The following is a 25991-nucleotide window of genomic DNA, read 5'->3' on the forward strand; positions in this document are numbered from 1 at the left end:
GATGGCGGGGCCTTTTCCATTTCCGGACAGAATGCCCTGGGGATCAGCGGGTGAGCAAGGCGGCCAGGGCCGGATGGTGGCGGCCTGCCTGAATCGTGGTCACTGAGTACTGGGCGACACCGGCGATGACGAAAGGGTCTTCGCCGGTGATGAGCTCGACGTCGGTGCGGTCGATGCCGCACGCGATGATGGCGCCGCCTTGGGACGGCGGAACGGTTTGGCCGGAGATCAGGAAGACGCCGGTGGCGTGGTGGCGCTCCAGATAGGCGACATGGCCGGGGATGTGGGGAGCGGCGGTGTCTTCGGACGCGGTTTACTCCAGCCTCAGGATGTGCAGCTGCATGGTGTCCCGACTCAAGTGGTTCATTCTTGTAGGCCGAACAGTTCCAGGCAGGGGGCGAGGCCCTCGATGGTGACGTCGGGGCGTTCGGTGGATTCCCAGACGTTGCGGGTGAGGCGGAGGCGCTGGGTGGTGACGGCCTCGTCCCTCACGACGTGGTGGTCGATGCCGTCGGGTCGGTAGCCGAGCCTGCGGGAGACCTCCAGGGGCGCCGGGTTGTCGGTGAAGGACTCCGTTGTCGCGTCGGTGGCGCCGAGGCCGGCGAAAGCCAAGTGCAGGACGGCTGCGCGCATTTCGGTGCCGACGCCGCGGCCCTGGTGTTCCAGACTGAGCCAGGAGCCGGTCGACACCTCGCGGAGGACGGCGAAGTCGCGGCCTTCGATGTCCTGGAAGCCGAGCGGGACGCCGTCCTCGAAAACGGCCAGGCTGAGTTCCCAATCGCGGGGATCCCAGCTGCCGAGACGGCGCCAGTGGTCCTTGAGGACGGTGCGGCCTCGCTGCGCGGGCGGGAGTTCGCCCCACGGGTGCAGGAAGGGGCGCGCCCCGGGAGGGTGGACGCCGCGCGCGGCGACGTCGGCGAGCGCGGACAGCTCGTCCTCGGTGGGCAGTCGCAGCTCCAGGCGGGGGGTACGGACACGGAGGCCGAACAGCGGCCAGTGATCGGCGAGCACGGGGGCATTCTGCACGTGATCTTGGGACTGGCGCATGTGCATTTATGGCTTGGGCGTGGTCAGGACGGGTCGTCCAGCTTGAGGAACCTCTTCAGCAGGCGCCGGGCGGGCAGGGCGAACGCCAGGGCGAGGACGGCCGTCGCGGCCGCGGCGACCGAGTGCGGGGAGGGGAGCCCGAACCCGGTGTGGGCGAGGACGGTCGCCGCGCTGCACAGCAGGTACAGGACGAGCAGCAGGAACGTGGCCGCCAGGTGCAGGGCGACCTCGGGACCGGTGGCCCTGCGCCGCAGACCGGCGCGGTGCTGCACGGCCATGCCGAGGACCACGAACGTCGCGAGGCCGAGGGCGAGCCCCGTCTTCCGCCAGGCCCCGGGCAGGTCCACGGAGCCGAGGACGAAGAACAGGCCGAGGGCGAGGGACGCCGTGAGGGGCAGCGACGAGCCTTGCCGGAAGCCGTGGGAACGGGCGGGGGACCCGTGGAGCAGCCGGACGTCGTCGGGCGGGTCCTGCGCGTCGTGAGGTCGCATGATGCGTCCTTGTCCTCGGCCTGTCCCCTCCGGGGAAGGTAACAGCCGGTCCCCGGACGGGAAAGGCCGCTCAGTGGGGCCGGCGGCTCCGATGGCGGTGGCGGACGTGGTGGACGTCGGGCGGGCCACGGCGGGGACGGACGCGAGGGTGGTGCCGCCGGGCGCCGAGGCGCGGGCCCCGGACGCCGGGAGCGGGGTATCGGGGAGTGAGGACCATCGCCGGGTGCTCGCGGATGCGCAGTCCGGCCGCCTCGACGGCGGCGCGGAGGGACGCGGCGGTCGCGGCGACCCACGCGGCGCTCCCCGGGTTGCGGTCCACGTCCTGCGGCCCGGCGGCGGGCTTCGCCGCTCCGGGCGCGGGACGGACGGACGGGGAGAGCGGGCCGGAGTCCCCCTCAGGGGCGGTCGCGCGGGGGGACGGGTCGTCGTAGGTGTCCAGGCGGTCGAGCAGCTCGCGTCGGTCGAGGGACATGGTCGGAGATTCAAGTACCGGCGGGTTCCCGTGTCGAGCGGGTTTTCTGGGCCGGTTGCGGCCGCGCGGAGTGGGCGGGCGCTCGCTCGGGGTTCACCGGGGCTTCACGCGCGGCCGGTACCTGTGGAGCCGTGACAACGGTCTTGGGACGCCTGCTCGCCGCGCTGCCGCTCGTGCTCGCCCTCGGGGGGTGCGCGGCGGCGGCCTCGACGGCCTCGGTGACGCGGCAGGACACCGTCGTGCTCGGCGTGAAGGCCGACCAGCCGGGTCTCGCCGAGCGCGCCTCCGGCGGCTACCGCGGGTTCGAGGTCGACTTCGGCACCGAGGTCGCCCGCCGGATCGGCGCGAAGCGCGTCGAGTACCGGACGGTCACCTCCGAGGACCGCGAGCGGCTGCTGAACGGGCACCGGGTGGACCTGGTGCTCGCCTCGTACTCGATCACGCCCGAGCGGGCCGCGCAGGTGACCTTCGGCGGCCCCTACACCACCGCGCACCAGCGGATCATGGTGCGGGCGGGGGAGCGGGGCGTCGGCGGCGTCCGCGACCTCGCCGGCCGCCGCCTGTGCGAGGCGAGCGGGTCGGTGTCCACCGCGCGGATCGTGCAGGGCCTCGGCATCAGGCCGACGCTGGTGCCGGCGGCGTCCTACAGTGACTGCTACGCCAAGCTGCGGAGCGGCGAGGTGGACGCGGTGTCCACCGGGGACCTGGTGCTCGCGGGGTTCGCCCGCCGCGGCGGCGTCCGGCTCGTCGGCGACGCCTTCACCGACGAGCCGTACGGCGTCGGGATGCGCAAGGGCGACCTGGACGGCTGCGAGGCCGTCAACAAAGCGATCACCGTCATGTACCAGGACGGCACCGCGGGGCGGCTGCTGCACCGCTGGTTCGAGGGGGCCGGGCTGCGGCCGGTCGCCGAGGTGCCCGAGTTCCACGGATGTTCGTGACGGGCGGGTTGGACGCCGGCCGGACCGCCCGTAGGCTGCACGGATGACCGACAAGGTATGGGAGATCGAGCCGTCCGGGCCGCTGCGCGGCGACGTCACCGTGCGGGGCGCCAAGAACGCCGTCAGCAAGCACATGGTGGCGGCCATGCTGGGCTCGGAGCCGAGCACGATCCGCAACGCGCCCGACGTGGGCGAGGTCGGCATCACCGCGGCGATGCTGGAGCACCTCGGCATGGCGGTGGAGCGGACCGGCGACGAGATCACGATCGTGCCGGGCCCGGTGGCCGACCCGAACGTGCCGAAGGCGTTCACCGGCCTCAACCGGATCCCGATCCTCATGCTCGGGCCGCTGCTGCACCTGGCGGGGGAGGCGTTCGTGCCGCTGGTCGGCGGCGACCCGATCGGGCGCCGCCCCGTGGACTTCCACGTGGAGGCGCTGCGCGCCTTCGGCGCCGAGGTCACCATCGCCGAGGACGGCATCCACGCGCGCGCCGAGCGGCTCGTCGGCACCCGCATCGAACTGCCGTACCCGAGCGTCGGCGCCACCGAGACGGTGCTGCTGGCCGCCGTCCTGGCCCGCGGCAAGACGGTGATCCGCAACGCCGCGACCGAGCCGGAGATCATCGAGCTGGCGCTGTTCCTGCAGCGGATGGGCGCCGGGATCTCCTTCAGCCCCGACCGGCGCATCGTGGTGGAGGGCGTGGACCGGCTCGGCGGCGCGGTGACGCGCCTCGCCGGCGACCGCATCGAGGCGTTCTCCTACCTGGTCGCCGGGCTGGTCACCGGCGGCGAGGTGCGGGTGCACGGCTGCCCGCAGGACCGCCTGGTCACCCCGATCACCACGCTGGCCCGGATGGGCGCCCGGTTCGAGATCACCGACGACTGGATCATGGCGTCGGCGCCGGACGGGCTGCGCCCCGCCGCCGTGCAGACCGACACCCACCCCGGGTTCGCCACCGACTGGCAGACGCCGCTGATGGTGCTGTTCACCCAGGCCGACGGCATGTCGGTGCTGCACGAGACGGTGTACGAGAACCGGCTGGCCTACGTGCCGGCGCTGAAGAGCATGGGCGCCGAGATCGAGGTGTACGACACCTGCCTCGGCGGCCCGGCCTGCCGCTACCACGACACCGGCGCGCTGCACTCGGCGGTCGTGCGGGGCGTCACCAAGCTGCGCGGCGGCGACGTCACCATGCCCGACATCCGGGCCGGGTTCTCGGCGGTGCTCGCCGCGGCCGTCGCCGAGGGGCCGTCGACGCTGCGCGGCGTGCAGCACATCGAGCGCGGCTACCACCGGCCCGTCGAGCAGTTCCGGGCGCTCGGCCTCAGCCTGCGCGCCCCGTAGCGACGGCCGGTTCGGCGGCGCCGTCGAGGACGGGCTCGCGGGTGTAGAGCCAGGCGGTGGAGCGCTCGTAGAACAGGCGCAGCACGACCGGCATGACGGCGTCGCGGACCCGCCGGGCGACCGGCCCGGCGGTCTTGGCGTCGCGGTTGGCCGCCGCCATCTTCACCAGCGACGCGACCCGCTCGCGCCGGTCGGCCTCGTAGGACGCGAGGCCCGCCGCGACGCCGCCGCGGGCGCGCAGGGCGTGCGCGAGGACGGCGGCGTCCTCGATCGCCATGGACGCGCCCTGGCCGGCGCCGACCGGGTGCGAGGCGTCGCCGACCAGCACGACGCGGTCGTCGCGCCAGACGCGTACCGGCTTCAGGACGTGGTGCAGCGTCGGCCGGTGCACGGCGGTGGCGGCGCGCAGCACCGCCGCCGGCATGTTCTCGGGGAACAGGTCGCGGACGACGTCCAGTGCGACGGCGCCGAGGTCGGGTGCGCGGCCGGCGGTGACCTGTGCCGCCCACCAGACGGCCCCGCCGGGGGCGGCGATCGCGATGAACGCGCCGGCGCGGCAGAACATCATGTTGAACGTGCCGGGGTCGGCGCCGGGCACGGGGTCCGCGGTGCCCGCCAGGGAGTACTGGCCGCCGAAGGCGGGTTCGGGCGCCGCCGGGTCGAGGACGCGGCGGGTCGCCGACCAGATGCCGTCCGCGCCGACCAGCAGGTCCGCCTCGTCGGCGCCGCCGTCCGCCAGGGCGACCCGGACGCCGCCGCCAGCGTGCTCGGCGCCGGTCACGCGGGCGCCGGTGACGATCTCGGCGCCGGCGGCGAGCGCCGCCGCGCGCAGCTCGCGCACGAGGTCGGCGCGCATCAGCGTGACGCTGTGCAGCGGGTCGCCGCTGAGGCGCCCGCGCGGCACGTCGCCCATCAGGCGGCCGCTCCCGGACCAGAGGCGCTGCCGCTCCACCGGGAATCCCGCCGCCTGCACGGCGTCCAGGACGCCGAGCGCGCGCAGGCCGCGCAGCCCGTTGGCGGCGAGGCTGACGAACGAGCCGACCGGCCCGGCCGGGTCCTCGTGGGACTCGTACACGCGCACCCGGACGCCGGTCCGGGCGAGGGCGAGCCCCGCCGCCGCCCCCGCCACGCCGCCGCCCGCCACGATCGCCTTCATGGAACCTCCCTGAATATCGATTCACCGAATAATGATTCGGTGAATGGGACCTCAGTATGCTGGGGGCCGCACCGGCGGTCAAGAGGGGGAGGCGAGGCGGTGACGGGCACCCGCAAGGAGAGGGCGGCCGAGACGCGGGCGGCGCTGAAGGACGCCGCGCGCCGGCTCTTCATGGAGCGCGGCTACCTCAACACCAAGATCACCGACATCACCGCGGCGGCCGGCCGCGCCACCGGGTCCTTCTACGACCACTTCGCGGGCAAGGAGGAGCTCCTCCAGGCGCTGATGGCCGACATGGAGGGCCAGGCCGACGACGTGCTCGCCGCCCAGGGGCATCCGCCCGACCACGACCTGTCCGACCGCGCCCAGCTGCGCGACCACGTCGCCGTCGTCTGGACGGTGCTGCGCGACAACCTGCCCGTCGTCGCGGCCCGGATGCAGGCGTCGATGGCCGGCAGCCCCGCCTCCGGCGAGCTCTGGCGGGGCCTGCTCGCCGAGACCGGGGTCTTCCGCGAGCACCTGGAGTGGCTGCGCGGCCGCGGGCACCCGCTGCCCGGCGACCCCGCCCTGGTCGCCGCGGCGATGGGCGTCATGATCTCGATGTTCGGGTACGCGGCGCTGACCGCCGGCGAGCACGGTCCGGACGCCACCGAGACCGAGATCGTCGACACCCTCACCGACCTGCTGCTGCGCGGGCTCGCCGGCCGCTGAGCCGGGCGCGCGGCCGGAGCGGGCCGCGAGCGGGGCATATCGGGTTCGAGACGGCGTTCCCGGGGCAGGGTCGGCAGGGGCGGACGACGGGCGGACGGCGAGGCGAAGGAGCGCGGGCGATGGCGGCCACCGGCACGGTGCTGATCGTGGGAGCGGGCCCGGCCGGGCTGCTGCTGGCCGGCGACCTGGCCACCGCGGGCGTCGCCGTCACCGTCCTGGAGCGCCGGACGGACGTGTCCGGCCTCACCCGGGCGTTCGCCGTGCACGCGCGCACCCTGGAGCTGCTGGAGATGCGCGGCCTCGCCCGCGAGCTCGTCGACGGCGGGGCGCGCGTCCCCGCCGTCCGCGCCTTCGGGCGCGTCCGCGTGGACTTCTCCCTGCTGCCCGGCCGCTTCCCGTTCCTGCTCGTCACCCCGCAGTACCGCGTCGAGCGCTTGCTGGAGCGGCGGGCGCTCGCCGCCGGCGCCGAGATCGTGCGCGGCGCGGAGGTCGTCGGGGCCGGCCAGGACGCCGCGAGCGTCCGGGTCCGGGTGCGCGGCGCCGACGGCGCCGTCGGCACCCGCCGCGCCGACTACCTGGTCGGCGCCGACGGGGTGCGCAGCACCGTCCGCGAGGCGCTCGGCCTGCCGTTCCCCGGCGGCGCCGCGATCCGCTCGGTGATGCTCGCCGACGTGCGGCTCGCCGAGGAGCCCGCCGACGTCCTCACCGTCGGCTCCGACGGCACCGTGTTCGCGTTCCTGGTGCCCTTCGGCGACGGCTGGTACCGGGTCATCGCCTGGAACCGCGACCACCAGGCCGCCGACGACGAGCCGGTCGACGTCGCCGAGCTGCGCGCCGTCGTCCGCCGCGCCCTCGGCACCGACCACGGCATGCACGCCCCGCGCTGGACGTCGCGGTTCCACAGCGACGAGCGGCAGGTCCCCTGCTACCGCGTCGGCCGCGCCTTCCTCGCCGGCGACGCCGCGCACGTGCACTCCCCGGCGGGCGGCCTCGGCATGAACACCGGGCTGCAGGACGCGGCCAACCTCGGCTGGAAGCTCGCCGCGGCGCTGCAGGGCTGGGCGCCGCCCGGCCTGCTGGACACCTACCACGCCGAGCGCCACCCGGTCGGCCGGCGGGCCCTGCTGATCAGCGGGACGATGCTGCGCGTCGCGCGGCTGCGGCCCCGCGTGCTGCGCGCCGCCCGCACGGTGATCGCCGGGACGGCGACCCGCGCCCGCCCCGTCGCGCGGCGGGCGGCGGGCGCGGCGTCCGGCCTCGACATCGCCTACCCCGCGCCGCGCGGCGCGCACCGGCTCACCGGCCGGCGCGCCCCCGACGTGCCGCTCGCGGGCGAGCCGTCCCGGCTCTACGAGGCCCTCGGCGACGGGCGGTTCGTGCTGGTGGTGGCCGCCAACGACCCGGCCGTCACCTACCTGGCGACCCGGCGCTGGGCGGGCCGCGTGCGCTACGCCCTGGCCGGCGGCGCCACCCGCACCACCGTCCTGGTGCGGCCCGACGGGTACATCGCCTGGGCGACCGACGAGACCGCACCCGACAAGCGCGCCGCGCAGATCCGCGACGCGCTCGTCCGGTGGTGCGGTCCCGCGGGGGAGCACGCCGCCGATCAGAAGCGGCGGTCCTCCCGGCCGTAGCCGAGCTCCTCGGCGACGTCCGCGACGTTGGCGTACTCGCGGTCGGGCAGCGACTCCAGGGCCGACAGCGCGCCCTCGGACGCCCGCGCCGCCGACACGTGGGCGGTGAGATCGGCCACGCGGGCCGGCCAGCTCACCCCGGTGAGCAGCCGCGCGAGGGCGCTGCGCTCCTCGACCGAAGCCGCGCTCATCCCGTGCGGGGCGCCGCCCTGCCCGGAGGTGCTCGGCAGCGACGCGTCCTCGGGACCCGCCGGATCCCAGGTCGGATCGGCCGCCACGGGCTCGATCTCGCGGTCCTCCTCCGCCCGCGTGGAGTGCCCGCCGCTCGTCATGCCCCGCGTCGCCTTGGCGAGGCGGTCGTCCATCGGCGCCCCGTGCTTGCCGGTGCTGTCGGCCATGTCGGTGCCCTCCTTCTCGTTCGGAACGCTCCCCCTGCCCAGCCGGGGCGACCGCTAACGGTCCGGCGCGGCCCTAGGGTTGGGACGTCCGTCCGGCGAAAGGACCCCGATGCTGCCCGAGGAAGCCGCCGGCGCCGTGCGCGCCGTCGTCGCCATGCTGACGACCGGCGCCTACACCGAACTGGAGTCCCTCACCGAGGGGCGCGATCTCGGCGCCGCCGCGATGGCCGCGGCGGTCGAGGGGTCGGGGCGCACGCTCATCAGCCCGCCCGCGCAGGACCTCGCCGACCCGCCGGCGGCGGAGCTGGACGCGGGCGCGGAGTTCGAGAGCGCCTACCGGGTGGACGTGCCGCTGTGGACCGCGCAGGAGGGCCGCTCCACGCTGACCGTCCGCCTCGTGCTGCTGGAGGTCCTGGAGAAGGTGTGGACGGTGCGGATCCTCGCCATCGACGACAGCGGCGCCGCCCGGGGCTAGGCGTTCAGCGGGACTGCTCCTGCGGGTCGCGCCGCAGCGCGCGCAGGAACCGCTGGACGAGCGACGGCGAGGGGGCCGGTTCCGGTTCGGCCGGGGTCTGCGGTACGGGCGCCGGGGCCGGGGTCTGCGGCACGTCCGCGCCGGGGGCCAGCTCGTAGTGGACCGGCAGCGCCCGGAGCCCGCGCATCAGCGGCGAGGACCGCCAGGGCAGCTGGTCGGCGGGCAGCGCCAGGCTGAGCGCGCTGAAGCGCTCGAACAGCCGCTCCACCGCGATCGTGGTGATGACGGTGGCGAGCTCGCGGCCGATGCAGGCGTGCGCCCCGGCGCCCCAGGAGAGATGCGCCCGCGAGCTGTAGATCGCGTCGGGGGAGCGGCCGCCGGTGAAGGCCGGGTCCAGGTGCGCGGCGGCGGGCGACAGCATGACCGGATCGCCCGCGGCGATCCGGTACGCGCCGAGCCGGACGTCGGCGCGCGGCCACCGGAAGGTCAGGTTCGCCATCGGCGGCGAGGCGATCGCGGCCCGGTTCACCGCCTCGGCGATCATCCCGGCGGACAGGCTGGCGCGCACCCCGCTGTCGCCGATGACGACCTCGGCGACGGTGCTGCCGATGAGGGTGCCGGTGTGGTCGCCGACCAGCCCGATCAGCATGACCATCTCGCGGGCCAGCTCGTCGACGGTCAGGTCCGGCACCGCGGCGATCATGTAGGAGGGCAGGTCCTCGGCGGGCGCGGCGAACCGGGCGGCGCACACCTCGGCGACCGCCGCGCCGAGCCGGGCCGACGCCTCGGCGGCGTCCGGGCCGGCGTCCAGCACCCGCCACATGTCCATCAGCAGTTCCTCGCCGCGCGCGGCGGGGAACCCCAGCAGCCGGTTGACGATCATGAGGGGCAGCGGCCGGGCGTACTGGCCGGCGAGGTCGGCGGTGCCGGTCCGGCCGTGGCCGGCGAGCGCGGTGATGAGGTCGTCGGCGTACCGGCGGATCGCCGCCTCCAGGGCGCGCGCCTGCGGCTGCGAGCGGTCCTGGAAGGGTTTCAGGCCCGCCGTCCAGGCGGTGCGCAGCCGGGCGAGGCCGGGACCGTCCTGGAACACCGAGCTGTCGATCTCGAAGGCGGGCAGCAGCGGCCAGTCGGCGGGGACGCGGCCCTCGCACCGCGCGCGCCAGGAGTCCAGGCGCTTGCTCCACAGGCCGCGCGGGTCGCGCAGGACGTCGAGCATCTGCGGGTAGCCGAGCACCAGCCAGGCGGGGACGCCGAGGACGTCCACCGGGGCGACCGGGCCGTAGCGGGCGCGCAGCCGCTCGTAGAACAGCACCGGGCGCGTCTCGTAGTCGCGCGTGAGCAGCGCCTCGGTGGCGAGCTCGGCGAGCGGCGGGTGGACGGGCGGGGGCTCCGGAGGCGGGGTGTGAGGCTCCATCGGGCCCGACTCTAGAGGCTGCGGCGCCCGGTTTGATCTGTTCGCGGTTTTTCCACCGCCCGGGTCCGCGTCCGGGAGTGGCCACCGGACGTGCGACGCTAGGGGAGGATCCACGACAGCCGGAGGTCACGATGGCCGATGTACCCGCCGAACCGGAGGGCGCCGACGGCGCCGCCGCCGGGGACGACGTGAAGCGGCGGTTCAGGGAGGCCCTGGACCGCAAGCGCGACGCCGCGTCCGGGAACGCCGCGGGCGGCGGCGGCAAGGACGGCAAGGTCCGCGGGGCGCACTCGCGGGCCGGCGGACAGCGCCAGTTCCGCCGCAAGAGCGGCTGACCGGCCGCGGACCCCGGCGCCCCGCCGGGGTCCGCGCCGCCGTCAGCCCTTGTAGAGGCGCTCGGCGTAGGACGGGCCGTAGTAGCGCTCCAGCTCCTCCAGCGACTCCTCGGTCGCCATGACGTCCTTGGTGATGCGGGCGTGCGAGGGCAGCGCGTCCGGCGTCCAGGTCTCCGGCCGCCAGAGCGCCGAGCGCAGGAACGCCTTCGCGCAGTGGAAGAAGATCTGCTCGATCTCCACCACCACCGCGAGCTGCGGGTGGTGGCCCTTCACGACCAGTTCGTCGAAGAACGGCGCGTCGCGGACCAAGCGCGCGCGGCCGTTGATGCGCAGCGTCTCGGTGCGGCCCGGGATCAGGTAGACCAGCCCGACGTGCGGGTTGGACAGGATGTTGCGGAAGCCGTCCGCGCGCCGGTTGCCGGGGCGCTCGGGCAGGGCGATCGTCGCGTCGTCCAGCACCAGGGTGAACCCGGGAGGGTCGCCCTTCGGGGACACGTCGCAGGTGCCGTCGGCGGCGCTCGTCGCGACGAGGCAGAAGGGGGACGCGGCGAGCCACTCGCGGTCGCGGGGGTGCAGCCGGGCCCGCTCCTTGTTCGCGGAGCGCGGCGCGACCTCGCCGAGCAGCGCCCGCAGCTCCTCCTCAGAGCCGATCTCCACCATGTCCGTCAGCGGTGCCGTCACCATCGCTCCCAGCGTCGGGGGTCAGGGCAGCAGCGTAACCGGGCGGCAGGAGGTGGCGGACGGCGGGCTCTCCGGACGACAGCGCGCGCACGGCGTCGACCAGCTCCTGGTCGTAGCCGGTGACGCGGTCGTGGTGCTGGCGCAGGTGCTCCTGCCACGACGGCACCTGGAACGCCTCGACGAAGGCGCCCGGGTCGGCGCTGTCGCGGTAGACGCCCCAGTGGACGGCGCCGGTGCGGCGGCGCGAGACGCCGAGCGCGCGGGCGGCGTCCAGGAACGCCCGCTCGCTGCCGGGCGGGACCCGGTAGGAGACCGTCACCAGGACGGGGCCGTCGTCGGGATCGGCGTCGAACGCCAGGTGCGGTTCGGGCCAGTGCGCCCCGACGGTGCGGTCCAGCCGCCCGCTCTGCGCCAGCAGCGGCAGGCCGCGCAGCGTCGCGGCGCCGGCGACCAGCAGGACGGCCGCCACGACCAGCGTCGGGCCCGTCTGCAGCCGGCCGGCGACCGCGCCCCACAGCAGCGAGCCGAGGCCCTGCCCGCCCATGAAGACGATGAGGTAGCCGGCGAGGCCGCGCGCCCGCACCCAGGCGGGCAGGCTGAGCTGCAGGGCGGTGTTCAGGGTCGACAGCGCGACGAGCCAGCCGACGCCGGTGACGAGCATGACCGCGGTGACGGCGGCCGTCGAGGCGACCGTCCCCGCGACCAGGGTGCCGGCCGCGAAGACGCAGGTGGCGGCGGCCAGCAGCACGTTGTTGGACAGGTGGGCGCGCAGCCGCGACAGCATCAGCGCGCCCGCGACCGCGCCGGCGCCGAGCGCGCCGAGCAGGATCCCGTACCCGCCCGCCCCGAGGTGCAGCCGGCCGCTCGCCACGACCGGCAGCAGCGCCCAGAGCGCGCTCGCCGGGACCACGAAGATCGCCGCGCGGAGCAGGATGCGCCGCACGCCCGGCGCGTTGCGCACGTACCGGGTGCCCGCCCGCAGCGCCGGGCCGATGGGCTCGGCGGGGCCGGCGTGCGGTGCCGCGCGCTTCCAGGCGAGCAGCGCGGCGAGCACCCCGACGAAGGAGACGGCGTTCACCGCGAACACCGCCCACGACCCGGCGGCGGCGACGAGGGCGCCCGCGAGGGCGGGGCCGACGGCGCGGGCCACGTTGACGTTGAGGCTGCCGAGGGACGCGGCGGCCGGGATCTGCTCGCGCGGCACGAGCTCGGGCTGGATCGCCTGCCAGGCCGGGTTGGTGAGCGCCTGGCCGATGCCGAGCAGGAAGGTCAGCGCGATCAGCACCGCCGGCGTGGTGAGGCCGGCCGCGGTGAGCGCGGCGAGGGCGGCGGCGGTGACGCCCATGGCGGCCTGCACCGACACCAGCAGGCGGCGCCGGTCCAGCACGTCGGCGAGCACCCCGGCGGGCAGCGAGACGAACATGACCGGCAGCAGGCTCGCCGCCTGCACGAGCGACACCAGCGTGGCCGCGTGCGCCTGGTGGACCAGCAGCCACTGCGCGCCGACCGTCTGCATCCAGGTGCCGACGCCCGACACGAGCTGCGCCAGCCAGAGCATGCGGAAGGTGCGGTCGGCCAGGGGTGAGGCGGCCAAGGGGACTCCTCTCGTCGTCCCGGTTCCTGACCCGGTCCGGGCAAAGGCACACCCCCGGCCCGACCTCGATGATCAGTGGTCGGCGAGGCGGGCGGCGGCGCGGGCGATCGCGGGGAAGCGCTCGGCCGGTGCGGCGCCGGCGAGCCGCCCGGCCAGGGCGCCGCTGCCGGCCAGGGAGGCGAACCCGTGGGCGAGCGCCCAGGCGGCGAGGACGGTGTCGGGCGCGGCGGTGCCGCCGTTCCCCGCGACCGCCGCGCGGAGCAGGGCGCCGGCGCGGTCGCGGGCGGCGGCGAGCTCCGGGTCGTCGTCGCGGACGAGGTCGGCGCGGAACATCACCTGGAAGTGGGACGGGTGGTCCGTCGCGAACGCCACGTAGCGGGCGCCGAGCGCGCTGAGCTCGCCCGGCCCGCCCGCCAGCGCGTCCGCGAGCAGGGCGTACCCCTCGGCGCCGAGGGCGGTGAACAGGCCGGTCCGGTCGCCGAAGTGGTGGGCGGGCGCGGCGTGCGAGACGCCGGTGCGGCGGGCCAGGTCGCGCAGGCTGAACGCGGCCGGGCCGCGCTCGGCGATCAGCTCGGCCGCACCCCGCAGCAGCGCGCGCCGCAGGTCGCCGTGGTGGTACGGGCGGTCGGTCATGGCCCCACCGTACCCCGGAACTTGCCATTGACAAGTTCCGGAGCGCGGGTGCATCTTGTCGGTGGCAAGTTCAGGAGGCCGCCATGACCGGAACGACCACCGCCCGACGCCTCTGGCATCTGCTGGAGCCGGTGCACGCCCTGCTCTACTACGCTCCCGAGGCGTTCGCCGAGGCCGCCGCGCTCGGCTACGCCCCCGAGCCCCGCTGGCCGAGCTACTTCCCGCTGCGCGCCGCCCCGCTCGGTGCGGCCGCGCCCGAGCGGATCGGCTCGGCCTTCTACAGCTTCGCGCCCGCCATGGTCCGCCGGCACACCGAGGACGCCTGGCGCGACGCGACCCCGCAGCAGGTCCTGGACGCCCGCGCCCGCGCCATGGACGCCGTCTACCGGCGGCTCCTCGGCGACGCGGTGGCCTCGCCGGACCTCGCGGAGGCGGCCGCGCTCGCCCGCCGCGCCGCCGAGGCCGCGCCGACCGCCGGCCGCCCGCTCGCCGCCGCCCTCGCCGCGCTGCCCTGGCCCGGCGAGCCGCACCAGGTGCTCTGGCACGCCGCCACGCTGCTGCGCGAGCAGCGCGGGGACGGCCACATCGCGGCGCTGCTCGCCGCCGGGCTGGACCCCGCCGAGTCGCTGGTGTCCTTCGCCGCCTTCGGCGCCGCGCCCGAGGAGGTCTTCGCCGGCCGGGGATGGACCGAGCGGGAGTGGACGGAGGCGGGCGAGCGGCTGCGCTCGCGCGGCCTCCTGGACGCCGCCGGAGCCCTCACCGACGAGGGCCGGGCGCTCCGCCGGGACGTTGAGGAGCGCACCGACGCCCTCGCCGCCGCACCCTGGGAGGCCCTCGGCGCCGAGGCCACCGACCGCCTCGCCGGCCTGCTCGGGCCGGTCTGGGCGGCCGCCGTCGGCAGCGGCCTGCTGCCCGCCGTGAACACCCTCGGCATCGGCAAGGTCTGAGGAGGCCGCCATGGAGATCCCCTGGACCCGCGTCGGCGGCGGTGGGAGCGCGGACGGCGCGGACGCGGTGGTGATGGCGTCCCGGTTCGAACTCGCCTCGGCCTGGCGCTCGCCGGTCTTCCTGCTGCACTCGCTGCGCCTGTGGCGGCAGGCGCGGCGCGCGCCCGGCGCGCTCGGCGTCGCGCTGCGCGCCGCGCCGCTGAGCGGGGTGTTCTGGACGCTGTCGGCCTGGCAGGACCGCGCCGCGCTCGCCCGGTACGCGCGCACCGACCCGCACGGCCGCGTCCTCGCCGCGGTCAGGCCGTGGACCCGGTCGGCGGACTTCGTTTACTGGGAGACGCCGATCGGCGGTCTGCCCGCCGGTCCCGGCGACGCGGGCGCGCTGTGGGAGGAGGGGGAACGGCGGGTCAGTGCCCGGCGAGGAGCTTGACCACCGCCACCGCGAGCCCGATCGCGGTGTCGGCGATCCCGGCGATGACCGCGACCCACGGGCCGTTGCCCATCCGGCGGCCGCCCGCGTACCCCCAGAGGAACAGCGACAGGACGTCCAGCCCCGCCGCGACGCGGAGCGCCGTCACCAGTCCCATCGCGCCGAGCGCCGACAGCGCGACCAGCACGAGCGGGCTCACCGCCGCCAGCAGCAGCGGCGAGCTCACGAACAGCGCCTCGCGCATCCCCGAGCGGTCGAGCGAGGCGCGGTGCACGGTGCGGTGCGCCTGAACGTCGGCCACGAGCGAGGCGAGCCAGAGCCCGAGCGCGGTGACCGCGACGGTGAGCGCCGCGCCGAGGGCGTCCAGGCCGCCCGCGAAGGTCAGGCCGATCAGCACCGCGACCATGGTGATGGTCGCGTAGATCCGCTCTTTCAGCCGCTCCGCCGCCAGCTCCGGCGCGAGCCTCGCGTCCGCCATCCCCTGATCATGATCGGCGGGGCGGGCCGGCAACCGCGCCGCCGGGCAACGGCCCGGCAAAGGGCGGGCCGCCGCCGGGCGGCCCGCGGTGCGCCGTCTCCGGGCCCCCGTCCGGAGCGGCGGCACCGCGGTCATGCACGTGCAGATGCATCTGCAAATGCACTGACGATGGACAGGGTAGCCCCGTCCGGCGGGATTGCCCAGGGCGGAAGGGACCCGGATCGCCGCACCGTCCCGATCCGGCCGCGGCGTCCGGGACCGCGCCGGGCGGCGGTGAGTTCGCGGCGCGGCGCGGGTCGGTCCTGGAGCGGGGGAGGACGGGAGGCGCGATGGCCGAGGACCCGGGGACGGCGCTGGTGGACCAGGCGGTCGGCTACGCGCTCCTCGCCATGGCGGGCCTCCGCGCGGACGCGCTGGCGCGGGCGACGCCGTGCCGGGGCTGGGACCTCGGGACGCTCTGCGCGCACCTCGCCGAGTCGCTGGTGATCTTGCGCGAGACGGTCACCGGGACGCCGGCGGTTCGCGCGTGCCGGCCCGGCCGCGACCCGGTGGCGGCCTGCCGGACGGAGGCGCTGCGGCTCGCCCGCGCCTGGCCCGCCGGCGGGGACGGCGCCCGCCCGCTCGCCGCGGTCGCCGCCACCGAGGTCGCGGTGCACGGCTGGGACATCGCCCGGTCCCTCGGGGCGTGCCGGCCGATGCCCGACGGGCTCGCCGAGCGGCTGCTGCGGGCCGCGCCCGCTCTCGTCGGCGGCGGCCGCGCCGGGCTGTTCGCGCCGCCGGTCGCCTGGCCGCCGGACGCGCCGCCGGGGGAGCGGCTCCTCGCGCTCCTCGGCCGCCGGCCCGGCTGACGGGGGCCTCAGGCCCGCGTGGCGTAGCGGCGGACGCCGCCCTCCTCGTGGACGTCGAGGAGGCCCTGGTCGACGAGGACGTCCAGGTGCGCGTCGATCTCCAGGACGGCCAGCATCTGGGAGAACACCTCCAGGTCGTCCAGCTTGCGGCGGCGCCGCGTCCACGGCATCGCGCTCGCCACCTCGAACGCCGTCGAGCGGCCCGCCCGCACCTCGGCGGCGGCCGCGCCGAGCCGCTCGGCGTGGTGCTCCAGCAGCTCGTCCACGCGGGTGTGCACGCTCGGGGTGACTGCGCCGTGCGCGGGCAGCAGCAGCGTGTCGGGCATCTCCCGCACGATCCGCAGCGAGTCCAGGTAGCTGCGCAGCGGCTTCGGCTCGGGCTCGGTCTCCAGACCGATCGAGGGGCTGATGTGCGGCAGCACGTGGTCGCCGGCGAACAGCAGGCCGGCCGCCGCGTCGCGCAGCACGATGTGGCCGCGGGTGTGACCCGGGGTGGCGAACACGTCGAGGCCGCGCTCGCCGAGGCCGATGCGCTCGCCGTCGTCGAGCCAGGCGTCCGGCAGCGTGTGCGGCATGGCGCGCTCGTCGGTGCTCACGCCCATCGCGAGCACCCGGTCGGCGATGCCGGGCGCGCCGCAGCGGCGGAGCAGCTCGGCCTGGCGCGGGTGCAGGCCCCGGCTCACGTCGAACGCCTCCAGGGAGTGCCGCTCGCCGCGCCCGATCCGCACCCGGGTGCCGAACGCGTCGCGCAGCGCGAGGGCCTGGGAGTAGTGGTCCCAGTGCGCGTGCGTGACGATGAACTGCGAGACGTCGTCCAGGCCGTGGCCGAGCGCGCCGAGGGCGGCGGCGAGCGCGGTCCGCGAGTCGGGCATCGACCAGCCCGAGTCGACCACGACCGGGCCGGCCGGATCGTCGATCACGTAGACGTTGACGGCGTGCAGCGACGCGACGGGCAGCGCCAGCGGGACGCGGTGCACGCCCGGCACCACCGGGTGCGCCCCCGGCTCGGTCCAGTCCCCGGGCTGCTCCATGAGCGGTGCGGCCACCGTGTCCCCCTCCGTCGCGGCCGATGATCCGGACAGAACCTACTTCATCGATCTAATCATCCGTTTACTCGGGGTACGCGGGCCGGGCGCGCGGCGGCCGGGTTCCGGCGGTGGCGGCCCGCACCGTTCGGACCGTCCGCAAAGGCGGGGTTCGGGTGATACCTCCACCGGGGGCCTTGGCCGGGGCGGCCCCGCGTGTGACCATCCCGGCATGGCTACCTCGCTGAAGGCTTTCCTGGAAGGCGGTCCCGAGGACCTGCCCCGGCGCATCGTCGGGATCACGCCCCCCGGGAACGAGCTGCTGCTGCACCACCACGGGGGCATCGAGCACTTCAGGGTCACGCCGCGGCACCGCGACACCCCGGAGGGGAGGCTGCCGGTCTTCCGCTGGTCGGGCCGCACGGCCGGCTAGCGCCGCGGCCCGCGGCGTCCGGGCGGCCGCAGGGGCCGGACCGGACGCCGCGGGCACCGGCGGATCACCCGCGGACGTCGAACCGGTCGAGGTCGGCGACCTTGGCCCAGGCCGCCACGAAGTCCGCCACGAACCTCTCCTTCGCGTCGGCGCTCGCGTAGACCTCGGCGAGGGCCCGCAGCTCGGAGTTCGAGCCGAACACCAGGTCGGCGCGGGTGCCGGTCCACCGGACCGCGCCCGAGGCGTCCCGGCCCTCGAACGTGGACTGGTCCGCCGAGGTGGACGACCACGTCGTGCCCATGTCGAGCAGGTTGACGAAGAAGTCGTTGGTCAGCGTGCCCGGACGGTCGGTGAGGACGCCGTGCCGCGACCGCCCCTGGTTGGCGCCCAGGACGCGCAGGCCGCCGACCAGCACCGTCATCTCCGGCGCGCTCAGGGTGAGCAGGTTGGCCTTGTCGACCAGCAGGAACTCCGCCGGCAGCCGGACGCCCTCGCGGGCGTAGTTGCGGAAGCCGTCGGCGACCGGCTCCAGCGCGGCGAACGACTCGGCGTCGGTCTGCTCCTCGGCGGCGTCGACGCGGCCCGGGGTGAACGGCACCTCGACGTCGTGGCCGGCGTCGCGGGCGGCCTTCTCGACCGCCGCGTTGCCCGCGATGACGATGAGGTCGGCCAGCGAGACCCGCTTGCCGTCCGCGGCGAACGCCCGCTGGACGTCCTCCAGGGCGCGCAGCACCCCGGTGAGGCGGTCGGGGTCGTTGGCCTCCCAGCCGCGCTGCGGCTCCAGCCGGATGCGGGCGCCGTTGGCGCCGCCGCGCTTGTCGCTGCCGCGGAACGAGGACGCCGACGCCCAGGCGGTGAAGACCAGGTCGGACACCGGCAGGCCGGTGGCGAGGACCCGCTCCTTCAGGTCCGCGACGCCGGCCGCGTCCAGGGTGACGGCGGCCGGGGCGGGCAGCGGGTCCTGCCAGATCAGCGTCTCGGCCGGGACCTCGGGGCCGAGGTAGCGCGCGACCGGGCCCATGTCGCGGTGCGTCAGCTTGAACCAGGCGCGGGCGAAGGCGTCCGCGAACTCGTCGGGGTTGTCCTTGAAGCGCCGCGAGATCGGCTCGTAGATCGGGTCCACGCGGAGCGACAGGTCCGTGGTCAGCATGGCGGGCGCCCGGTTGAGCGTGCCGTCCTCGGGGTCGGGGACGGTGTCGGCGCCGCCGCCGTCCTTGGGCCGCCACTGGTGGGCGCCGGACGGGCTCTTCGTCAGCTCCCACTCGTAGCCGAACAGGATCTCGAAGAAGCTGTTGTCCCAGGTGGTGGGGGTTCCGGTCCAGGTCACCTCCAGGCCACTGGTGATGGTGTCGCGGCCCTTGCCGGTGCCGTGGGTGTTCCGCCAGCCGAGGCCCTGGGCCTCCATCGGGGCGCCCTCGGGGTCGTCGCCGACGCTGTCGGCCGGGCCGGCGCCGTGGGTCTTGCCGAAGGTGTGGCCGCCGGCGATCAGCGCGACGGTCTCCTCGTCGTTCATCGCCATCCGGCGGAACGTCTCGCGGATGTCGCGGGCCGCGGCCAGGGGGTCGGGGTTGCCGTTCGGGCCCTCGGGGTTGACGTAGATGAGGCCCATCTGCACGGCGGCGAGCGGGGTCTCCAGCTCGCGGTCGCCGGTGTAGCGCTCGTCGTCCAGCCAGACGGTCTCGGGACCCCAGTACACGTCCTCGTCGGGTTCCCAGACGTCCTCGCGGCCGCCGGCGAACCCGAACGTCTTCAGGCCCATGGTCTCCAGCGCCACGTTCCCGGCGAGGATCATCAGGTCGGCCCAGGAGATCTTCTGGCCGTACTTCTGCTTGACCGGCCAGAGCAGCCGGCGGGCCTTGTCGAGACTGACGTTGTCGGGCCAGCTGTTCAGCGGCGCGAACCGCTGCTGGCCGGTGCCGCCGCCGCCCCGGCCGTCGCTGATCCGGTAGGTGCCGGCGCTGTGCCAGGCCATCCGGACGATGAGCGGGCCGTAGTTGCCGAAGTCGGCGGGCCACCAGTCCTGCGAGGTGGTGAGGACCTCGGCGATGTCGCGCTTCACGGCCGGCAGGTCGAGGCCGTTGAAGGCGGCGGCGTAGTCGAAGTCCGCGCCGAGCGGGTTGCCGACCACCGGGTTCTTGGCGAGGATCTTCAGGTTCAGGCGCTCCGGCCACCACTGGCGGTTGCCGCCGCCCTGGGTCGGGTGCGGGGCGCGGTCGTGCGCGACGGGGCAGCCGCCGCCCGCCTCGTCGAGCTTGGCGTCGACGACGATGGCGTCATCGTTCTCGGGCATGGTGATCCTCTCGGGTGGGGTGGGGGGAGGACGAGCAGGCGGGGCAGCGCCCCCAGTAGATGACCTCGGCCTCGTCGATCGAGAAGCCGTGGCCGTCGGACGCGGTCAGGCAGGGCGCCTCGCCGACGGCGCAGTCGACGTCGGCGACGGCGCCGCACGACCGGCACACCAGGTGGTGGTGGTTGTCGCCGATCCGCGTCTCGTAGCGCGCCACCGAGCCGGACGGCTGGATGCGGCGCAGCAGCCCCGCCGCCGTCAGGACGCGCAGCGAGTCGTAGACGGCCTGGTGCGACACCTCGGGCAGCTCCCCGCGCACCGCGCGGATCAGCGCGTCGGTGTCGGCGTGCGGATGCGCGTGCACCGCGCCGAGCACCGCGAGCCGGGGCCGGGTGACGCGCAGCTCGGCGCCGCGCAGCAGTTTCGGCAGGTCCGGGGTGGTGGGCATGGCACCAGCATGCGGCCTTTTCTTGAATCAGTCAAGAAAAGGCCGGTAGAGATCGGCGCGGCCCGGCCTCAGCGGGTGTCCAGGAACCGGTCCAGCACGCGGGTGCCGAACCGCAGCCCGGCCAGCGGGACGCGCTCGTCGACGCCGTGGAACATGCCCTGGTAGTCCAGCTCGGGACCGAGCAGGAGCGGCGCGAAGCCGAAGCCCCGGATGCCGATCCGGGCGAAGGACTTGGCGTCGGTGCCGCCCGACATCACGTACGGGACCGGGTGCGCCCCGGGGTCCTCGGCGCGCAGCGCCGCGGCGAGCGCGGCGAACGTCGCGCCCGCCGGGTCGGCGACCGGCGCCGGGTCGTGGTTGACGAACGCGCGGGTCACCTTCGGGCCGAGCAGCCGGTCGATCGTGGCGAAGAACTCGTCCCCGGTGCCGGGCAGGTAGCGGCCGTCGACCTGCGCGGTGGCGCTGCCGGGCACGACGTTGACCTTGTAGCCGGCGTCCAGCCGGGTCGGGTTCGCCGAGTTGCGGACGGTGCCGGCGAACAGCCGGCCGATCTGCCCGAGCCGGGCCGCCTCGGCGTCCAGCCGGTCCAGGTCCAGGGGTGCGCCGAGCACCTCGCCGAGGGCGTCCAGCAGCGCGCGGACGCCCGGCGTCAGCCGGACCGGCCAGGTGTGCGCGGCGATCCGCGACACCGCGTGCGCGATCTCGGCGACGGCGTTGTCGGGGGCGGGCTTGGAGCCGTGCCCGGCGGTGCCGCGCGCGGTCAGCCGCATCCACGCGGTGCCGCGCTCGCCGGTCGCGATGGGGTAGACGCGGGTGCCGGGCGCGGCGGTGACGCTGTAGCCGCCGGACTCGCCGATCGCCTCGGTGACGCCGTCGAACCACTCGCGGTGCGCGCCCACCACGTGCCGCGACCCGAAGTCGCCGGTCGACTCCTCGTCGGCGAGGAACGCGAGGACGAGGTCGCCGCGGGTGCGGCGGCCCTCGCGCAGCCGCTGGCGGACCACGGCGATCGTCATCGCCAGCGACCCCTTCATGTCGACGGCGCCGCGCCCCCACAGGCAGCCGTCGCGGACCTCCGCGGCGAACGGGGGCAGCGTCCACTCGGCCGGGTCGGCGGGGACCACGTCCAGATGGCCGTGGATCAGGAACGCCGGGGCGTCCGGGTCGGTGCCGGGCAGGCGGACGAGCGTGCTCGCCCGGCCCGGCGCCGACTCGACCACCACCGGGTCGGCGCCCGCCTCGTCCAGCAGGACGGCCACGTGCTCGGCGGCCGGCCGCTCGGGCCGGGCCTTGCCCTCGCCCTCGTTGGTGGTGTCGAAGCGCAGCAGGTCGGCGCAGATGCCGGCGACCTCGTCCGCCGCCGTCACGGGGCGCGTCTCGGCCCGGGTCATGAAAGCTCCCCCCTCCACGGGTCCGGCTGAACGATCATTCCTACCGTAGCCACCGCCGCCCGCCGCCCGCCGCCCCGCCGGCCCGCGGTTCGTAGACTGTGCGGATGGGGCGCAAGGACAGGCGTGCCGCGCGGCGCGCGGAGGACGTTCACGAGATCGGCTCGGGCGAGGCCGAGCTGCTGCGCGACCCCGACCGCGAGGGCGGCTGGGTCCTCTGCGTCGGCGGGGTGCCGCAGTCCTACGTGAACCTGGCCGACCCCACTTTCCTGGAATTCGAGTACATGCGGCTGCTCGCCGACGTCATCGACAACCTCGGCCTGGAGCGCGAGCCGCTCGACGCCGTCCACATCGGCGGCGCCGGCTGCACGCTGCCGCGCTACGTCGCCGCGACGCGGCCCGGCTCCCGGCAGGTGGTGCTCGAACCGGACGCCGCGCTCGTGGCGCTGGTCCGCGAGCGGCTGCCGGTGAAGGACGTGCCGGGGCTGCGCATCCGCGTCACCGACGGCCGCGCGGGGATCGCCGCGCTGCCCGACGGCGCCGACGACCTGGTGGTGCTGGACGCCTTCGCCGACGCCCGGGTGCCCGCCGAGCTCGTCACCGCCGAGTTCACCGCCGACGTCGCGCGGGTGCTGCGCCCCGGCGGCGTCTACCTGATGAACATCGCCGACGGGTTCCGGCTGATGTGGGCGCGGCGCGTCGCCGCCACCGTCCGGTCGCTGTTCCCGCACGCCCTGCTGCTCGCCGACCCCGGCGTGCTGCGCGGGCGCCGGTTCGGCAACCTCGTCGTCGCCGCGTCCCGGGCGCCCCTGCCGGTGCCCGAGCTGGCCCGCCTCGCCGCCGGCGGCCTCGCCCGCGCTCGCCTGGTGGAGGGCGGCGACCTCACCGACTTCATCGCGGGCGGCGCGCCGATCCGCGACGGCCAGGACGTGGCCGCGCCCGTCCCGCCGCCGCAGATCTTCGGCCGCTCCTGACCGCGTTCCTGACCGCGCGGGGAGGTGTTCCGGACAGCGTTCGGCATTCAGTCCGCGCCGATCGGGAATTGTCGCCGGACCGATTCGCGCGATCGGGTCTCCGGTGGCGCGGCCCTGCGCGTATCGCCCTCGCGGCGGCCCGTCGGTGTCCCATAATCGAGCGATGGAGTCGTCCACCCGAATTCTCATTCTCGGCACGGATTCGACGGGGAAGGTGCTCCAGTTCGACCGCAACGCGGCGGCGGTGCTGGACGTGCGGCCGGGAATGATGCTGGACGAGCTGGTCGCCGGAGCCCGCGACACCCTGCTGGAGGCCCTCCGCACCGGCCGCGAGCGCACCGTCGTGCTCAGCATGCAGACCCTGGACGGCAGCGCCTACGACGCCGTGGTGACCGCCCACCCGATGAGCGGCGGGGACGGCGGGACCGGGCTGGCGGCCCTCGCCGTCGTGCGGGTGCCGGTGCCGCTCGCCGACCGGTTCCTCGACCCGGCGGTGATGCGCCGCACCCTGCTGGAGGACTCGCTGCCGCGCATCGGCGCGACCCTCGACCTGGACCTGCTCGCCCGCGGCCTCGTCGACATCCTCGTCCCGGCGTTCTGCAACTCCGGCGCGCTGCTGCTCCTCGACAGCCTGGTCGACGCCGACGAGCCGCCCGAGGACCCCACCCCGCTGCTGCGCCGCATGGCCGTCGCCACGGACGACGACGACCCGGCCTGGGACGCCGCCTTCCCGACCGGCGAGGCCCTCACCTACCCCGGGGACAGCCCCCACATGGAGTGCCTGCGGCGCGGCGAGCCGGTGCGGGCGCTGCCGGCGGGGGAGGAGGCGGTCGCCCTCGCCGAGGCGTGGCGCCGCCCTGCGGTCGCCGACCTGCTGAAGGGCTCGTCGCTGCTGCTGCTGCCGATCGAGGCCGGCGGCACGGTGCTCGGCTTCTTCGCGTGCTCCCGCAACACCGCGCACCGCCCGTTCGACGCCTACGACGTCGAGATCGGCATGGAGTTCGCCTCCCGCGCCGCCGGGTTCGTCGAGAGCGCCCGCCGCTACGGGCGCGAGCGCGCCACCGCCCTCACCCTGCAGCGCAGCCTGCTGCCGACGGGCCTGTCGGCGCCGTCGTCGGTGCAGGTCCAGCACCGCTACCTGCCGGGCAGCCGGCTGATCGAGGTCGGCGGCGACTGGTACGAGTCGATCGCGCTGCCGGGCGCCCGGGTCGCGCTCGTCGTCGGCGACGTCGCCGGGCACGGCGTGCGGGCCGCGGTGACGATGGGCCGGCTGCGCACCGCGATCCACACCCTGGCCGGCCTGGACCTGCCGCCCGCCGAGGCGCTGGAGCGCCTGGACTCGCTGATGCGCAGCCTCGGCGAGCGCGAGCCGCACTTCGCGACCTGCGCCTACGTCCTCTACGACGCGGTCAGCGGCCGCTGCGAGGTGGCGTCCGCCGGGCACCTGCCGCCGCTGGTGGTGCCGCCGGGCGGCCCCGCCGCCTACCTGGACGTGCCGCCCGCGCCGCCGCTCGGCATCGGCGACGGGCCGATCGTGAGCCGGGAGTTCACCGTCGAGGACGGCACGCTGCTGTTCCTCTACACCGACGGGCTGGTGGAGAACCGGGCCCGCGACATCGACGACGGCCTGGGCCGGCTGCGCCGCACCTTCGACCTCGGCGCGCCGACGCTGGACGCGCTCTGCCAGGCCGCCCTCGACGGCGTGTACGACGACCAGCACCGCGACGACATCGCGATGCTGCTGGCCCGCCTGCACCGCATCGGCGACGACGCGCACGTCTCGTGGGACCTGCCGGCCGACCCGGCCGCGGTGCGCCGCGCCCGCGGCCTCGTCCGCGACCGGCTGGCCCGCTGGGGGCTGGCGGAGATGGCCGAGTCGACGGTGCTGCTCGCCTCCGAGCTCGTCACCAACGCGATCCGGCACGCGGGGGGCCGCATCACGCTGCGGCTCGTCCGCGAGGAGGGCCTCGTCTGCGAGGTGTTCGACGCCTCCGACGGGCGGCCGCGCGTCCGGGCCGGCGACGGCGCCCCGTTCGCCGAGGCGGGCCGCGGCCTGAACGTGGTGAGCAGGCTGGCGTCGCGCTGGGGGGTGCGGCGCACCCCGCACGGCAAGGCGGTCTGGTGCGAGCAGCCGCTCAAGTAGGGCGGGCTAGCGCAGCACCGACACGTGCACGTGGTCGTAGTGGTTGGCGGTGATGCCGCCCCTGTTCTCCATGGGCCGCCAGCCGCCGCCGCGCACGTTCCAGATGTGCTGCTTCCAGATGACGTAGGAGACGCCGAGGCGGCGGGCGTTGGCGACGGCGTAGGCGGCGAGCTGGTCGCCGTGGCGCCGCGCGCTCGCGCTCGGCATCCGGCCGCCGGTGCTCTCCATGAAGTCGCAGGCGCGGCCGTCGCCGTGGTCCTGGGCGTCGACGCCGGCGCGGTAGCAGCCGATGACGGGGAACGGCCCGAACATGCCGTTGACCGCGACGACGACGCCGCGCATCGTCGGGGTCATGCTGTTGCCGGTGATGAGGGTGGCCGGTCCCGTCACCCCGTCGGGGCGGCCGGTCACCTGCGGCTGCGCGGCGGGCGCGGCGGCGCCGGGGGCCCTGCGCTCCTTCGCGCCCAGCACGGAGATGCTCGTGCCGCGCGGCAGCACCTTCTTCAGGCGCGCGGCGAGCTTCCTCGGGCTGGTCCTGGACGCGCTCACCACCAGGCCGTTGCCGGCGGGCATGCCGAGGCCGCGGGCCTCGGCGCGCGAGACGACGGCGTCGACGCTGCCGATGCCCATCGAGGCGTAGGCGCCGACGCGGAGCTGCGCGGGCCGGGCGCCGCCCGCCCGCACGACGCCGCCGAGCGGCAGCGACCCGTCGCGGGCGAGGTCGAAGGAGACGGCGAGGCCGCCGGTCGCCACGGTCCGCCAGAGCTGGTCGGACTCGGCCGTCCGCGCGGGCGCGAACGTGCGGAAGGTGGAGGGGTCCACGCCGAGGATCCCGGCCGGCCGCTCGCCGATCCGGGTCCGCGCGGCGTCGACCACCGCGAGCCCGGCGACGCCCTTCGTCCGCCGCGCCCGCTCGACGGACGCGGCGGGCAGCGGCGCGCGGCCGGCGATGAGGAGGTGCGGGACGAGGCGGCGGCCGAGCGGGGCGACGCCGCCCGCCGGGGGCGCGGCCTGCGCGACCGACACGAGGCCGCCCGCGGGGCGGGCGGCGGGGCGGTCCGCGGCGGGGCGCGCGTGGCCGGTGGCGAGGACGGCGATGTCGGCGGCCAGCGTGCCGAGCGCCGCCGCCCCGATGACCAGAGGAGCCGTCCGTCTCCGCCGCAACCCGCCGCCCGCCTCCCGCCCGACTTCCCCGCCCGACCCGTGCCTGCGGGGCATCCTAGACAGCGGGCCGGGCCCCGGCCATGCGGGGCCCGCCGAGGA

At 75.9% G+C, this 25991-nt stretch carries 27 protein-coding genes and 1 pseudogene; 12 read left to right on the forward strand and 16 right to left on the reverse strand.

Annotated elements, in window-relative coordinates; all coding sequences use genetic code 11:
* Positions 1-43: 43 nt before the first annotated feature.
* From K1Y72_RS37650 to K1Y72_RS29095, 4 genes and pseudogenes are all read right to left on the reverse strand, one after another.
* Positions 44-295: pseudogene (locus K1Y72_RS37650) on the reverse strand (YciI family protein); the annotation flags it as partial.
* A 68-nt stretch (positions 296-363) separates the two neighbouring features.
* Complete coding sequence (locus tag K1Y72_RS29085) at positions 364-1011, reverse strand: GNAT family N-acetyltransferase (protein ID WP_220169695.1); 648 nt, start codon at positions 1009-1011, stop codon at positions 364-366.
* A 59-nt stretch (positions 1012-1070) separates the two neighbouring features.
* Positions 1071-1538: a hypothetical protein gene (locus K1Y72_RS29090; protein WP_220169696.1), complete on the reverse strand. Its 468-nt coding sequence runs from the start codon at positions 1536-1538 to the stop codon at positions 1071-1073.
* A gap of 70 nt (positions 1539-1608) precedes the next feature.
* Positions 1609-2010 carry a hypothetical protein gene (locus tag K1Y72_RS29095; RefSeq protein WP_220169697.1) on the reverse strand — a complete coding sequence of 134 codons (402 nt, stop codon included), beginning with the start codon at positions 2008-2010 and terminating at the stop codon, positions 1609-1611.
* Positions 2011-2141: 131 nt separating this feature from the next.
* Between K1Y72_RS29095 and K1Y72_RS29100 the strand changes: the two genes are divergently transcribed.
* Positions 2142-2951 carry a glutamate ABC transporter substrate-binding protein gene (locus K1Y72_RS29100; protein ID WP_220169698.1) on the forward strand — a complete coding sequence of 270 codons (810 nt, stop codon included), beginning with the start codon at positions 2142-2144 and terminating at the stop codon, positions 2949-2951.
* Between the two features lie 43 nt (positions 2952-2994).
* Positions 2995-4296: a UDP-N-acetylglucosamine 1-carboxyvinyltransferase gene (gene murA / locus K1Y72_RS29105; RefSeq protein WP_220169699.1), complete on the forward strand. Its 1302-nt coding sequence runs from the start codon at positions 2995-2997 to the stop codon at positions 4294-4296.
* Here murA and K1Y72_RS29110 read toward each other — a convergent pair.
* Positions 4277-5452: an FAD-dependent oxidoreductase gene (locus K1Y72_RS29110; RefSeq protein WP_220169700.1), complete on the reverse strand. Its 1176-nt coding sequence runs from the start codon at positions 5450-5452 to the stop codon at positions 4277-4279. The genes murA and K1Y72_RS29110 overlap by 20 nt on opposite strands.
* A gap of 99 nt (positions 5453-5551) precedes the next feature.
* Between K1Y72_RS29110 and K1Y72_RS29115 the strand changes: the two genes are divergently transcribed.
* Positions 5552-6163, forward strand: coding sequence for a TetR/AcrR family transcriptional regulator (locus K1Y72_RS29115; RefSeq protein WP_308287273.1), 612 nt, complete (start codon positions 5552-5554; stop codon positions 6161-6163).
* A gap of 119 nt (positions 6164-6282) precedes the next feature.
* On the forward strand, positions 6283-7797 hold the full coding sequence (locus K1Y72_RS29120) for an FAD-dependent monooxygenase (RefSeq protein ID WP_220169701.1): 1515 nt from the start codon (positions 6283-6285) through the stop codon (positions 7795-7797).
* Here K1Y72_RS29120 and K1Y72_RS29125 read toward each other — a convergent pair.
* Complete coding sequence (locus K1Y72_RS29125; RefSeq protein WP_220169702.1) at positions 7770-8195, reverse strand: DUF2795 domain-containing protein; 426 nt, start codon at positions 8193-8195, stop codon at positions 7770-7772. The genes K1Y72_RS29120 and K1Y72_RS29125 overlap by 28 nt on opposite strands.
* Before the next feature lie 109 nt (positions 8196-8304).
* On the opposite strand from K1Y72_RS29125, the gene K1Y72_RS29130 reads away from it, so the two are divergent.
* The gene (locus K1Y72_RS29130) at positions 8305-8670 is read left to right on the forward strand and encodes a DUF7668 domain-containing protein (RefSeq protein WP_220169703.1); all 366 of its coding nucleotides are present in this window, start codon (positions 8305-8307) and stop codon (positions 8668-8670) included.
* Positions 8671-8674: 4 nt separating this feature from the next.
* On the opposite strand, the gene K1Y72_RS29135 is transcribed toward K1Y72_RS29130, so the two are convergent.
* Complete coding sequence (locus K1Y72_RS29135) at positions 8675-10084, reverse strand: cytochrome P450 (protein ID WP_220169704.1); 1410 nt, start codon at positions 10082-10084, stop codon at positions 8675-8677.
* Between the two features lie 131 nt (positions 10085-10215).
* On the opposite strand from K1Y72_RS29135, the gene K1Y72_RS29140 reads away from it, so the two are divergent.
* A complete protein-coding gene (locus K1Y72_RS29140) occupies positions 10216-10419 on the forward strand; it encodes a DUF5302 domain-containing protein (RefSeq protein WP_220169705.1) in 204 nt (67 codons plus the stop codon).
* Between the two features lie 42 nt (positions 10420-10461).
* Here the strand turns inward: K1Y72_RS29140 and K1Y72_RS29145 are convergent, their stop codons facing one another.
* From K1Y72_RS29145 to K1Y72_RS29155, 3 genes are all read right to left on the reverse strand, one after another.
* Positions 10462-11103: a pyridoxamine 5'-phosphate oxidase family protein gene (locus K1Y72_RS29145; RefSeq protein ID WP_258574095.1), complete on the reverse strand. Its 642-nt coding sequence runs from the start codon at positions 11101-11103 to the stop codon at positions 10462-10464.
* On the reverse strand, positions 11060-12694 hold the full coding sequence (locus tag K1Y72_RS29150) for an MFS transporter (RefSeq protein ID WP_220169706.1): 1635 nt from the start codon (positions 12692-12694) through the stop codon (positions 11060-11062). The genes K1Y72_RS29145 and K1Y72_RS29150 overlap by 44 nt, the downstream gene beginning before the upstream one ends.
* Positions 12695-12766: 72 nt before the next feature.
* On the reverse strand, positions 12767-13327 hold the full coding sequence (locus K1Y72_RS29155) for a TetR/AcrR family transcriptional regulator (RefSeq protein ID WP_220169707.1): 561 nt from the start codon (positions 13325-13327) through the stop codon (positions 12767-12769).
* Positions 13328-13410: 83 nt separating this feature from the next.
* Here K1Y72_RS29155 and K1Y72_RS29160 point away from each other — a divergent pair, with 83 nt between their 5' ends.
* Positions 13411-14274, forward strand: coding sequence for an SCO6745 family protein (locus K1Y72_RS29160; protein ID WP_220169708.1), 864 nt, complete (start codon positions 13411-13413; stop codon positions 14272-14274).
* A 10-nt stretch (positions 14275-14284) separates the two neighbouring features.
* A complete protein-coding gene (locus K1Y72_RS29165; RefSeq protein WP_220169709.1) occupies positions 14285-14704 on the forward strand; it encodes a hypothetical protein in 420 nt (139 codons plus the stop codon).
* Here K1Y72_RS29165 and K1Y72_RS29170 read toward each other — a convergent pair.
* Positions 14682-15182, reverse strand: coding sequence for a hypothetical protein (locus K1Y72_RS29170; RefSeq protein WP_220169710.1), 501 nt, complete (start codon positions 15180-15182; stop codon positions 14682-14684). The genes K1Y72_RS29165 and K1Y72_RS29170 overlap by 23 nt on opposite strands.
* A gap of 329 nt (positions 15183-15511) precedes the next feature.
* Here K1Y72_RS29170 and K1Y72_RS29175 point away from each other — a divergent pair, with 329 nt between their 5' ends.
* Complete coding sequence (locus K1Y72_RS29175) at positions 15512-16030, forward strand: TIGR03086 family metal-binding protein (protein ID WP_220169711.1); 519 nt, start codon at positions 15512-15514, stop codon at positions 16028-16030.
* A gap of 8 nt (positions 16031-16038) precedes the next feature.
* On the opposite strand, the gene K1Y72_RS29180 is transcribed toward K1Y72_RS29175, so the two are convergent.
* Positions 16039-17076, reverse strand: coding sequence for an MBL fold metallo-hydrolase (locus K1Y72_RS29180; protein WP_220169712.1), 1038 nt, complete (start codon positions 17074-17076; stop codon positions 16039-16041).
* A 211-nt stretch (positions 17077-17287) separates the two neighbouring features.
* Here K1Y72_RS29180 and K1Y72_RS29185 point away from each other — a divergent pair, with 211 nt between their 5' ends.
* Positions 17288-17488 carry a DUF5988 family protein gene (locus K1Y72_RS29185; RefSeq protein WP_220169713.1) on the forward strand — a complete coding sequence of 67 codons (201 nt, stop codon included), beginning with the start codon at positions 17288-17290 and terminating at the stop codon, positions 17486-17488.
* A 64-nt stretch (positions 17489-17552) separates the two neighbouring features.
* Here the strand turns inward: K1Y72_RS29185 and katG are convergent, their stop codons facing one another.
* The 3 genes from katG to K1Y72_RS29200 form a co-directional block, all read right to left on the reverse strand.
* Positions 17553-19778: a catalase/peroxidase HPI gene (gene katG, locus K1Y72_RS29190; protein WP_220169714.1), complete on the reverse strand. Its 2226-nt coding sequence runs from the start codon at positions 19776-19778 to the stop codon at positions 17553-17555.
* The gene (locus tag K1Y72_RS29195) at positions 19762-20223 is read right to left on the reverse strand and encodes a Fur family transcriptional regulator (RefSeq protein ID WP_220169715.1); all 462 of its coding nucleotides are present in this window, start codon (positions 20221-20223) and stop codon (positions 19762-19764) included. The genes katG and K1Y72_RS29195 overlap by 17 nt, the downstream gene beginning before the upstream one ends.
* A gap of 68 nt (positions 20224-20291) precedes the next feature.
* Positions 20292-21614 (reverse strand): M20/M25/M40 family metallo-hydrolase, encoded by a 1323-nt coding sequence (locus K1Y72_RS29200; protein ID WP_220169716.1) that lies wholly within the window; start codon positions 21612-21614, stop codon positions 20292-20294.
* Between the two features lie 104 nt (positions 21615-21718).
* Here K1Y72_RS29200 and K1Y72_RS29205 point away from each other — a divergent pair, with 104 nt between their 5' ends.
* Complete coding sequence (locus K1Y72_RS29205; protein ID WP_220169717.1) at positions 21719-22585, forward strand: spermidine synthase; 867 nt, start codon at positions 21719-21721, stop codon at positions 22583-22585.
* A 163-nt stretch (positions 22586-22748) separates the two neighbouring features.
* The gene (locus K1Y72_RS29210) at positions 22749-24728 is read left to right on the forward strand and encodes an ATP-binding SpoIIE family protein phosphatase (RefSeq protein WP_220169718.1); all 1980 of its coding nucleotides are present in this window, start codon (positions 22749-22751) and stop codon (positions 24726-24728) included.
* Between the two features lie 6 nt (positions 24729-24734).
* Here the strand turns inward: K1Y72_RS29210 and K1Y72_RS29215 are convergent, their stop codons facing one another.
* A complete protein-coding gene (locus tag K1Y72_RS29215) occupies positions 24735-25892 on the reverse strand; it encodes a VldE C-terminal domain-containing protein (protein ID WP_258574096.1) in 1158 nt (385 codons plus the stop codon).
* Positions 25893-25991: the final 99 nt, after the last annotated feature.

This window comes from Actinomadura parmotrematis, from assembly GCF_019458805.1.
Classification (GTDB): Bacteria; Actinomycetota; Actinomycetes; order Streptosporangiales; family Streptosporangiaceae; genus Spirillospora; species Spirillospora parmotrematis.

Excerpts from the sequence above, each read along its gene's own strand:
- K1Y72_RS29090 (WP_220169696.1), bottom strand. The coding sequence starts at position 1,538 with ATGCGACCTCACGACGCGCAGGACCCGCCCGACGACGTCCGGCTGCTC.
- K1Y72_RS29095 (WP_220169697.1), bottom strand. The coding sequence starts at position 2,010 with ATGTCCCTCGACCGACGCGAGCTGCTCGACCGCCTGGACACCTACGAC.
- murA (WP_220169699.1), top strand. The coding sequence starts at position 2,995 with ATGACCGACAAGGTATGGGAGATCGAGCCGTCCGGGCCGCTGCGCGGC.
- K1Y72_RS29110 (WP_220169700.1), bottom strand. The coding sequence starts at position 5,452 with ATGAAGGCGATCGTGGCGGGCGGCGGCGTGGCGGGGGCGGCGGCGGGG.
- K1Y72_RS29120 (WP_220169701.1), top strand. The coding sequence starts at position 6,283 with ATGGCGGCCACCGGCACGGTGCTGATCGTGGGAGCGGGCCCGGCCGGG.
- K1Y72_RS29125 (WP_220169702.1), bottom strand. The coding sequence starts at position 8,195 with ATGGCCGACAGCACCGGCAAGCACGGGGCGCCGATGGACGACCGCCTC.
- K1Y72_RS29130 (WP_220169703.1), top strand. The coding sequence starts at position 8,305 with ATGCTGCCCGAGGAAGCCGCCGGCGCCGTGCGCGCCGTCGTCGCCATG.
- K1Y72_RS29135 (WP_220169704.1), bottom strand. The coding sequence starts at position 10,084 with ATGGAGCCTCACACCCCGCCTCCGGAGCCCCCGCCCGTCCACCCGCCG.
- K1Y72_RS29140 (WP_220169705.1), top strand. The coding sequence starts at position 10,216 with ATGGCCGATGTACCCGCCGAACCGGAGGGCGCCGACGGCGCCGCCGCC.
- K1Y72_RS29145 (WP_258574095.1), bottom strand. The coding sequence starts at position 11,103 with ATGGTGACGGCACCGCTGACGGACATGGTGGAGATCGGCTCTGAGGAG.
- K1Y72_RS29155 (WP_220169707.1), bottom strand. The coding sequence starts at position 13,327 with ATGACCGACCGCCCGTACCACCACGGCGACCTGCGGCGCGCGCTGCTG.
- K1Y72_RS29160 (WP_220169708.1), top strand. The coding sequence starts at position 13,411 with ATGACCGGAACGACCACCGCCCGACGCCTCTGGCATCTGCTGGAGCCG.
- K1Y72_RS29165 (WP_220169709.1), top strand. The coding sequence starts at position 14,285 with ATGGAGATCCCCTGGACCCGCGTCGGCGGCGGTGGGAGCGCGGACGGC.
- K1Y72_RS29170 (WP_220169710.1), bottom strand. The coding sequence starts at position 15,182 with ATGGCGGACGCGAGGCTCGCGCCGGAGCTGGCGGCGGAGCGGCTGAAA.
- K1Y72_RS29175 (WP_220169711.1), top strand. The coding sequence starts at position 15,512 with ATGGCCGAGGACCCGGGGACGGCGCTGGTGGACCAGGCGGTCGGCTAC.
- K1Y72_RS29185 (WP_220169713.1), top strand. The coding sequence starts at position 17,288 with ATGGCTACCTCGCTGAAGGCTTTCCTGGAAGGCGGTCCCGAGGACCTG.
- katG (WP_220169714.1), bottom strand. The coding sequence starts at position 19,778 with ATGCCCGAGAACGATGACGCCATCGTCGTCGACGCCAAGCTCGACGAG.
- K1Y72_RS29195 (WP_220169715.1), bottom strand. The coding sequence starts at position 20,223 with ATGCCCACCACCCCGGACCTGCCGAAACTGCTGCGCGGCGCCGAGCTG.
- K1Y72_RS29200 (WP_220169716.1), bottom strand. The coding sequence starts at position 21,614 with ATGACCCGGGCCGAGACGCGCCCCGTGACGGCGGCGGACGAGGTCGCC.
- K1Y72_RS29205 (WP_220169717.1), top strand. The coding sequence starts at position 21,719 with ATGGGGCGCAAGGACAGGCGTGCCGCGCGGCGCGCGGAGGACGTTCAC.
- K1Y72_RS29210 (WP_220169718.1), top strand. The coding sequence starts at position 22,749 with ATGGAGTCGTCCACCCGAATTCTCATTCTCGGCACGGATTCGACGGGG.